The 7469-nt window shown below is 71.8% G+C and carries 7 protein-coding genes and 2 tRNA genes; all 9 read left to right on the plus strand.

Translation table 11 applies throughout. The features are described 5' to 3' along the window. Positions 1 to 162 precede the first annotated feature (162 nt). On the plus strand, positions 163 to 2802 hold the full coding sequence (gyrA, locus tag ACFVN3_RS02750) for a DNA gyrase subunit A (protein ID WP_378230338.1): 2640 nt from the start codon (positions 163 to 165) through the stop codon (positions 2800 to 2802). Further along, positions 2799 to 3779, plus strand: a complete 981-nt coding sequence (locus ACFVN3_RS02755) for a DUF3566 domain-containing protein (protein WP_378230289.1) — start codon at positions 2799 to 2801, stop codon at positions 3777 to 3779. The genes gyrA and ACFVN3_RS02755 overlap by 4 nt, the downstream gene beginning before the upstream one ends. Before the next feature lie 126 nt (positions 3780 to 3905). After that, positions 3906 to 3979, plus strand: a tRNA-Ile gene (locus ACFVN3_RS02760). A 28-nt stretch (positions 3980 to 4007) separates the two neighbouring features. Continuing rightward, entirely contained in the window at positions 4008 to 4127 is a 120-nt protein-coding gene (locus tag ACFVN3_RS02765) for a DLW-39 family protein (RefSeq protein WP_208863433.1), read from the plus strand. A 39-nt stretch (positions 4128 to 4166) separates the two neighbouring features. Beyond that, a tRNA-Ala gene (locus ACFVN3_RS02770) sits at positions 4167 to 4242 on the plus strand. 154 nt (positions 4243 to 4396) lie between these two features. Next, positions 4397 to 5551 carry a sensor histidine kinase gene (locus ACFVN3_RS02775; RefSeq protein ID WP_378230291.1) on the plus strand — a complete coding sequence of 385 codons (1155 nt, stop codon included), beginning with the start codon at positions 4397 to 4399 and terminating at the stop codon, positions 5549 to 5551. Beyond that, positions 5551 to 6165, plus strand: a complete 615-nt coding sequence (locus tag ACFVN3_RS02780; RefSeq protein WP_378230293.1) for a response regulator — start codon at positions 5551 to 5553, stop codon at positions 6163 to 6165. Before ACFVN3_RS02775 ends, ACFVN3_RS02780 begins: the two co-directional genes overlap by 1 nt. An 85-nt stretch (positions 6166 to 6250) precedes the next feature. Beyond that, complete coding sequence (locus ACFVN3_RS02785; protein WP_378230295.1) at positions 6251 to 6856, plus strand: hypothetical protein; 606 nt, start codon at positions 6251 to 6253, stop codon at positions 6854 to 6856. Positions 6857 to 6904: 48 nt separating this feature from the next. Further along, positions 6905 to 7469, plus strand: a 565-nt coding sequence (locus ACFVN3_RS02790) for a dihydrofolate reductase family protein (RefSeq protein ID WP_378230297.1), incomplete at its 3' end; no start/stop codon positions are given.

Genomic DNA, 7469 nt, shown 5'->3' on the forward strand with positions numbered 1-7469 from the left:
CGCCCCGCGCGGACGACCGGCCCGCGAACGTGCCCCGGCGGCGCGGACAGCGGCAGACGACGAGCGCAGCGAGCACGCAGGAACGAACGAACGAGGTAGACCGTGACCGACGAGCAGAACCCCGAGACCGAGCCCACGGCTCCCGGCGACGGGGCCGAGGAGATCGTGCACGCCGACGGCACGGCGGTCGCCGTGCACCACGGGCGCATCGAGCAGGTCGACCTCCAGCTCGAGATGCAGCGCTCGTACCTCGACTACGCGATGAGCGTCATCGTCGGCCGTGCGCTCCCGGACGTGCGCGACGGCCTCAAGCCCGTGCACCGGCGCGTGCTGTACGCGATGTACGACGGCGGCTACCGGCCGGACCGGTCGTACTCGAAGTGCTCGCGCGTCGTCGGCGACGTCATGGGCAAGTTCCACCCGCACGGCGACAGCGCGATCTACGACGCGCTCGTCCGCCTCGTGCAGGACTGGTCGCTGCGCTACCCGCTGGTCGCCGGGCAGGGGAACTTCGGCTCCCCCGGCAACGACCCGGCGGCGGCCCCGCGGTACACCGAGTGCCGCATGGCCCCGATCGCCATGGAGATGGTCCGGGACATCGACAAGGACACCGTCGACTTCCAGGACAACTACGACGGCCGTACCCAGGAGCCGGCGGTCCTGCCGTCGCGGTTCCCGAACCTGCTGGTCAACGGCTCGGCAGGCATCGCGGTCGGCATGGCGACGAACATCCCGCCGCACAACCTGCGCGAGGTCGCCGAGGGCGTCCAGTGGCACCTGGACCACCCCGAGGCGAGCCGCGAGGAGCTCCTCGCCGCACTCCTGCTGCGCATCAAGGGCCCGGACTTCCCGACCGGCGCGACGATCCTCGGCCACAAGGGCATCGAGGAGGCGTACCGGACCGGTCGCGGCTCCATCACGATGCGCGCGGTGGTCAACGTCGAGGAGATCCAGGGCCGCGTGTGCCTGGTCGTCACCGAGCTCCCCTACCAGGTGAACCCGGACAACCTCGCGGCGAAGATCGCCGACCTCGTCAAGGACGGCCGCGTCCAGGGCATCGCGGACATCCGCGACGAGACGTCGGGCCGCACGGGCCAGCGCCTCGTGATCGTGCTCAAGCGCGACGCCGTGGCGAAGGTCGTGCTCAACAACCTCTACAAGCACACGCAGCTCCAGGACACGTTCGGCGCGAACATGCTCGCGCTGGTCGACGGCGTGCCGCGCACGCTGAGCCTCGACGCGTTCGTCCGGCACTGGACGACGCACCAGCTCGACGTCGTCGTGCGTCGCACGCGCTACCTGCTCGCCGAGGCGGAGCGCAGCATCCACATCCTGCGCGGCTACCTCAAGGCGCTGGACGCGCTCGACGAGGTCATCGCCCTCATCCGGCGCTCCCCCGACGTCGACCGCGCGCGCGCGGGCCTCATGGAGCTGCTGGGCGTGGACGAGGTCCAGGCGACGGCGATCCTCAACCTCCAGCTCCGCCGTCTGGCCGCGCTGGAGCGGCAGAAGATCCTCGACGAGCACGACGAGCTCGAGCGCAAGATCCTCGACTACGAGGACATCCTCGCGAAGCCGGAGCGCCAGCGGACGATCGTCGGCGAGGAGATGGGCGAGATCGTCGCCAAGTACGGCGACGAGCGCCGCACGACGATCCTCCCGTTCGACGGCGAGGTCTCCATCGAGGACCTCATCGCCGAGGAGGAGATGGTCGTCACCATCACGCGCGGTGGCTACGTGAAGCGCACGCGCAGCGACAACTACCGCGCGCAGAAGCGTGGCGGCAAGGGCGTACGCGGCGCGCAGCTGCGCGAGGACGACATCGTCGACCACTTCTTCGTGACGACGACGCACCACTGGCTGCTGTTCTTCACGAACCTCGGGCGGGTCTACCGCGCGAAGGCGTACGAGCTCCCTGAGGGCGGTCGTGACGCCAAGGGCCAGCACGTGGCCAACCTGCTCGCGTTCCAGCCCGGCGAGAAGATCGCACAGGTGCTCGACCTGCGCGACTACGACGCCGCGGAGTACCTGGTCCTGGCGACGCGCCGCGGCCTGGTCAAGAAGACGCGGCTGTCCGAGTACGACTCGCCGCGCTCGGGCGGGCTCATCGCGATCAACCTACGCGAGGACGAGTCGGGCACGCCCGACGAGCTCGTCGCGGCGCTCCTCGTGGACGCCGACGACGACCTCATCCTCGTCTCGCGCAAGGGCCAGTCGATCCGCTTCCCCGCCGCCGACGACACGATGCGGCCGCTCGGCCGCGCGACGTCGGGCGTGACGGGCATGAAGTTCCGCGAGGGCGACGAGCTGCTCTCGGCGGACGTGGTCGAGGAGGGTTCCGACCTCTTCGTCGTGACGGAGGGCGGGTTCGCCAAGCGCACGCGGATCGACGAGTACCGGGTCCAGGGGCGCGGTGGTCTGGGCATCAAGGTCGCGAACCTGGTGGAGGCTCGTGGAGATCTCGTGGGGGCTCTGGTCACAGAGGCCGACGACGAGGTGCTGGTGATCATGGAACGCGGGAAGATCGTGCGGTCCGCGGTCGACGAGGTGAACCTCACGGGCCGTAACACGCAGGGGGTGACGTTCGCGAAGCCCGACAAGGGCGACCGCATCATCGCGGTCGCGCGGAACGTCGAGCGTCGCCTCGGAGAGGATCGGGATACCGTGGAGGGCGAGGACGGGACCGGCACGGCCCCGGTCGGCACCGACACGAGCAGCGCACCGATCATCGACCCGACCGCCTCGTCCGACGGGGCGAGCGGGACCGAGCCGGCCCCCGGAACCACCGAGGAAACCAGATGAGCAGCGAGAACAACGCACCGCCGACGATCACGCCCCGGCTGACCGTGCCGCGCCCGGACACGGACACGACCTCGCGCGCCGGGGGTGCGTCCACGGCGAGCAAGCACGCGGAGTCGAACGGCGCGTCGAACGGTACGTCGTCCGGCGCCGTTCCCCCGCCGCCCCCGCCCCCGCCGCCGAGCCAGTCCCCGAGCCAGTCCGGCGGCCAGGCCGCCGCGGAGCGGGGCGTCGACGACGACGGGATGGAGCGGGCGTCGGGCGAGAGCCGCGTCGCCGTCGCGCGCGCGGGTGCCGTGAAGGCGGCCGCTGCGGCCATCGCCGCGGCGAAGACCGCGGCCAAGAAGGTCTCCGCGGCGGTCCCGGCCGCGCCGGCGGAGTCCGAGCCTCAGCAGCCCGGTCACGACGAGATCGACGACGAGACGGTGAGGCGCGTGCCCACGACCACCTCGGCGGCCCCCAGCGCCTCGGCGGCTCCGGCCGCGACGAACGCCCCGGCGGTGGCCTCGCTGCACTACTCCGCGGCCGGCGTGTCCGGCTCCGCGACCCCGCTCACCGGCGCCACGCCCGCCGCGGGCCCGGCGACGGGCGCCACGCCCACGGTCCGGCACGACGGCGGCCCGCGCCGCGTCCGGCTCGCGGTCTCGCGCATCGACCCCTGGTCCGCGATGAAGCTCGGCTTCCTGCTCGCCGTCGCGATCGGCATCATGACCGTCGTCGCGACGGCCGTGGTCTGGTACGTCCTCGACGGCATGATGGTCTTCGCCAAGATCGAGGACCTGTTCACGCAGATCGTCGGCACCGAGACCGACGTGGACATCCAGCAGTACGTCGCGTTCGGCCGTGTGATCTCCATCGCCACCCTGCTCGGCGTGGTGAACGTGGTGATCATCACCGCGCTGTCGACGATCATGGCGTTCCTGTACAACATCGTCGCCGCGCTCGTGGGCGGCGTGCACCTCACGCTCACGGACGACTGACCGCGGACGGCTCCCGGACCGGGGGTCACGGACTCCTCGGTTTGGGTCTGCGGCTCCCGGTGGGGTAACCTCAATCGCTGCCTGCGAGCGGAGCGGCCCCCCGGGGCTGTCCGGCGAGGCGCGTACGGGCCTATAGCTCAGACGGTTAGAGCGCTTCCCTGATAAGGAAGAGGTCAGAGGTTCAAGTCCTCTTAGGCCCACTGCCGAACCCACTCGAGGGGGAACGTCATGAAGAAGCTTCTCGTCCTGCTCCTCGCCGCCGGCGCCGGATATCTCCTGTGGCGCAAGTACACGGAGGACAACGCCGAGCGCGACCTCTGGGCAGAGGTCACAGACACCTTCGAGTGAGCATGTCTCACTCCTGACCGGCCCCAGGCCGCGTCGCCCGGGGCCATGGCGCAATTGGTAGCGCACCTGCTTTGCAAGCAGGGGGTTGGGGGTTCGAGTCCCCCTGGCTCCACCACGGAAGGGCCTCCGACGTCTGTCGGGGGCCCTTCGCGCTGCCCGGGCGCCGAGGCCCGTGAGCGTCGACCCCGCCGCGCGCGAGGGTGCCCCGACGAGGGTGCGGCTACGCTCGCTCCTACTCCGCCGGACGTGCGGGGAAGGGGGCGACGACGGTGACCCTGACAGGACCGGGGCGGACTCCGCGCTGGATCGTCCTGGCCTTCCTGCTGGCCAGCTTCGTGTGGGCCCCGGTCATCGCGGTGTCCTTCACCGAGCCGCCGACACCCCTGCTCGCGGCGGTCTTCCTCGGCGGCCTGGCGCTTCTCGGGTCGGCGTTGCTGCTCGTCCTGCTCGACGTCGTCACTCCGACCTCGAACCCCGCGGCGCGGCGGTGGAAGGTCACGGTGCTGGTCGTCCTGACGATGGGGCTGTGGGCCCCGATGTTCTCCTGGGCCGAGCCGGGCGAGCAGCCCTGGGCGTGGCTCTCCGGCTTCGTCGTCGCCGCGTGCGGGCTGGTCGGCTGGCGCAGCGGTGTCGTGGCGACCGGTGTGCTGGGCGGTGCCGCCGTGGCCGGCGCCCTCCTCTTCGACCGTGCGGTCCTGCCGAACGTCGTCACCACCCTCGGGGTCGCCCTCGGCGTGTGGGCGATGTGCCAGGCGCTGGTGTGGTTGCACCGCCTGTGGTGGTCCGCGCAGGACGGCCGGGAGGCTCAGGCACGCCTCGCGGTGGCCGAGGAACGGCTGCGTGTCGGCCGCGAGCTGCACGACGTGCTCGGACGACGTCTTGCCGTCATCGCGCTCAAGGCGGAGCGTGCGGCGGACCTGGCTGCGCAGGACCCCGACGGGGCCGCGGGCGAGAGCCGGAGCATCCGCGAGCTCGCGGCGGGGGCGCTCCGGGAGGCCCGACGGACGATCCACGGGGAGGCGGTCACGGACCTCCCGGCGCAGCTACGGTCGGCCGACCTGGTGCTCCGCTCGGCAGGAGTCACCACGACGGTCGACGCCGATCCCCGCACGCTCTCGACCCTGCCCCCTCCGCTCGCCGGGCTCTTCGCGACGGTCGTCCGCGAGGCCGTCACGAACGTCCTGCGGCACAGCGACGCTCGACTCGCGTCGATCCGTGTCGTGGCACGCGGGCCCGTCACGGCACTGAGCGTCGAGAACGACGGCGTCCGGTCCGCCGCGAGGTCGGACTCGACCGGGGGCACCGGCCTGGCGGGTCTCGCGGCGCGGTGCGGTGCCCTCGGTGCGGATCTCGTCTCGGGACCGGAGCAGGGCGGCCGATTCGTGGTGCGGGTAAGACACCCGGCGCCGTCGGGGAGGTCGTGATGAGCGGACGGATCCGGGTGCTGCTCGCCGAGGACGACGAGCTGATCCGGGAGGCCCTGGTCGGGCTCCTGGAGCGCGAGCCGGACGTGGACGTCGTCGCCACGGCCCGCGACGGCCGCGAGGCGATCGACCGAGCACTGCTCCACGCTCCTGACGTCGCCGTCGTCGACCTGCACATGCCGGCGGTCGACGGGCTCGGCGTCATCGGGGAGCTGGCACGGGCGCTCCCACAGTGCGCAGGCGTGATCCTCACGGGCCACGGCCACCCGCACGTGCTGCGCGAGGCCCTCGCCTCCGGTGCGCGAGGGTTCCTCGCCAAGGGCGCGCCGGGCACTGCGCTGGCAGACGTCGTGCGGAGGGTCCACGAGGGGCAGCGCTACGTCGATCCGGTCCTGGCCGCGGACGCCCTGACGGTGGCCCCGTCGCCGTTGACCGCTCGGGAGACCGCGGTGCTGGTCGCTGCGCGGCAGGACCGGCCCGTCCGGGACGTCGCGCGGGAGCTCTTCCTCTCGCCGGCCACGGTGCGCAACTACCTCGCGTCGGTCAACCGCAAGCTCGGGGCGGACAGCAGGTCCCACGCCTACCGCATCGCCCGCGAGAACGGCTGGGTCTGACGAGGCTCCGCGTGAGCGTCCGCACGGGTGTTCCGTGCGCGACTCACGGGTCAGCCGTGCGGGACCCCGGCCCAGACTCACGAGCATGGACACGCAGCAGCCCCGCCTCGACCCCGCACAGCACGACGGCACCCACCGCTCGCGCGGTGCGGGCCGCCATCTCCTGGAGCGCTGGCCGTCCCTCGTCGGACTGCTCGCTCTCCTCCTCAACGTCGCGAACGGCGCCGACGCGCACGTCACCGCGATGATCATCGTCATCGCCTCGGCGTGCTACCTCGCGACCAGTGCGATCGGTCCACGCCGCAGCGGCTGGATCGTGGTCGGAGGCGCGATCGTCGCGGTCGTCCTCGCTCGCGTCACCGGGCTCGACGCCACCGTGACGGCGCTCGTCCTGGGCGTGACGTCCGCTGTGCTCGGCCTGCTCCGGGGCGCCGACGTCGACCGCCGCGAGCTGGTCATCCAGGCCCTGGGTTTCCTGGGCTTCAGCGCCGTCGCGCTCACGGCCATGACGGTGGGCCCCGTCCCGGCCCTCTACCTGGCGGCGCTGGCCGCCGTCGGGCACGCCGCGTGGGACGTCGTCCACTTCGTCCGGGACCGCGTCGTGCCTCGTTCTCTCGCGGAGGCCTGCTTCGTGCTCGACCTCGGTCTCGGCCTCGCGATGCTGTTCCTCGCCGCCGTCATGCCGATGTAATGGAGGTCCATACGATGTCCAGGACAGCACGAACGAGGGGGTCGAACCATGGGGCGCGTCGTCGTCGCGAACTTCGTCAGCATCGATGGCGTCATCCAGTCGCCGCTCTCACCGTCGGAGGATCCCGACGGCGGGTTCCAGCACGGCGGCTGGGTCTCGGCGGGCGACGACGCCGTCGACGCCTTCATGCGCGACGTGACGCTCGGAGCGACCGGGATGCTGCTCGGCCGCCGCACCTACGAGATCCTCGCGGACGCCTGGGCGGACGCCGACGAGTCCGAGCCGGCGGTCGCGGCGATGAACCGCATGCCGAAGTACGTGGTCTCGTCGTCCGCGGACGGTCTCGGGTGGCAGGGGTCGCACCTGCTCGAGGGCGACCCTGCGGACTCGGTGCGGGGCCTGAGGAACCGCACCGACGGCACCCTCGTCGTCTTCGGGTCCGGGACCCTGGTCAGCGGCCTGGCCGAGCACGACCTCGTCGACGAGTACCGGCTCCTCGTCTTCCCCGTCGTCCTAGGTGTACTGACCCAGCAGGTTGTTGACGTAGCGAGAGACCTCCGGGTCGAGTGGGAGCTGTCTAGGAACCCGGCTCGCACCAACGGAGGTCTCTCGT

This window comes from Cellulosimicrobium sp. NPDC057862 (assembly GCF_042797035.1).
Taxonomy (GTDB): Bacteria; Actinomycetota; Actinomycetes; order Actinomycetales; family Cellulomonadaceae; genus Cellulosimicrobium.

Bases quoted from the DNA above. Each gene is read 5' to 3' on its own strand.
- ACFVN3_RS02780 (WP_378230293.1), top strand. From the start codon at position 5,551: ATGAGCGGACGGATCCGGGTGCTGCTCGCCGAGGACGACGAGCTGATC.
- ACFVN3_RS02765 (WP_208863433.1), top strand. From the start codon at position 4,008: ATGAAGAAGCTTCTCGTCCTGCTCCTCGCCGCCGGCGCCGGATATCTC.
- ACFVN3_RS02755 (WP_378230289.1), top strand. From the start codon at position 2,799: ATGAGCAGCGAGAACAACGCACCGCCGACGATCACGCCCCGGCTGACC.
- ACFVN3_RS02785 (WP_378230295.1), top strand. From the start codon at position 6,251: ATGGACACGCAGCAGCCCCGCCTCGACCCCGCACAGCACGACGGCACC.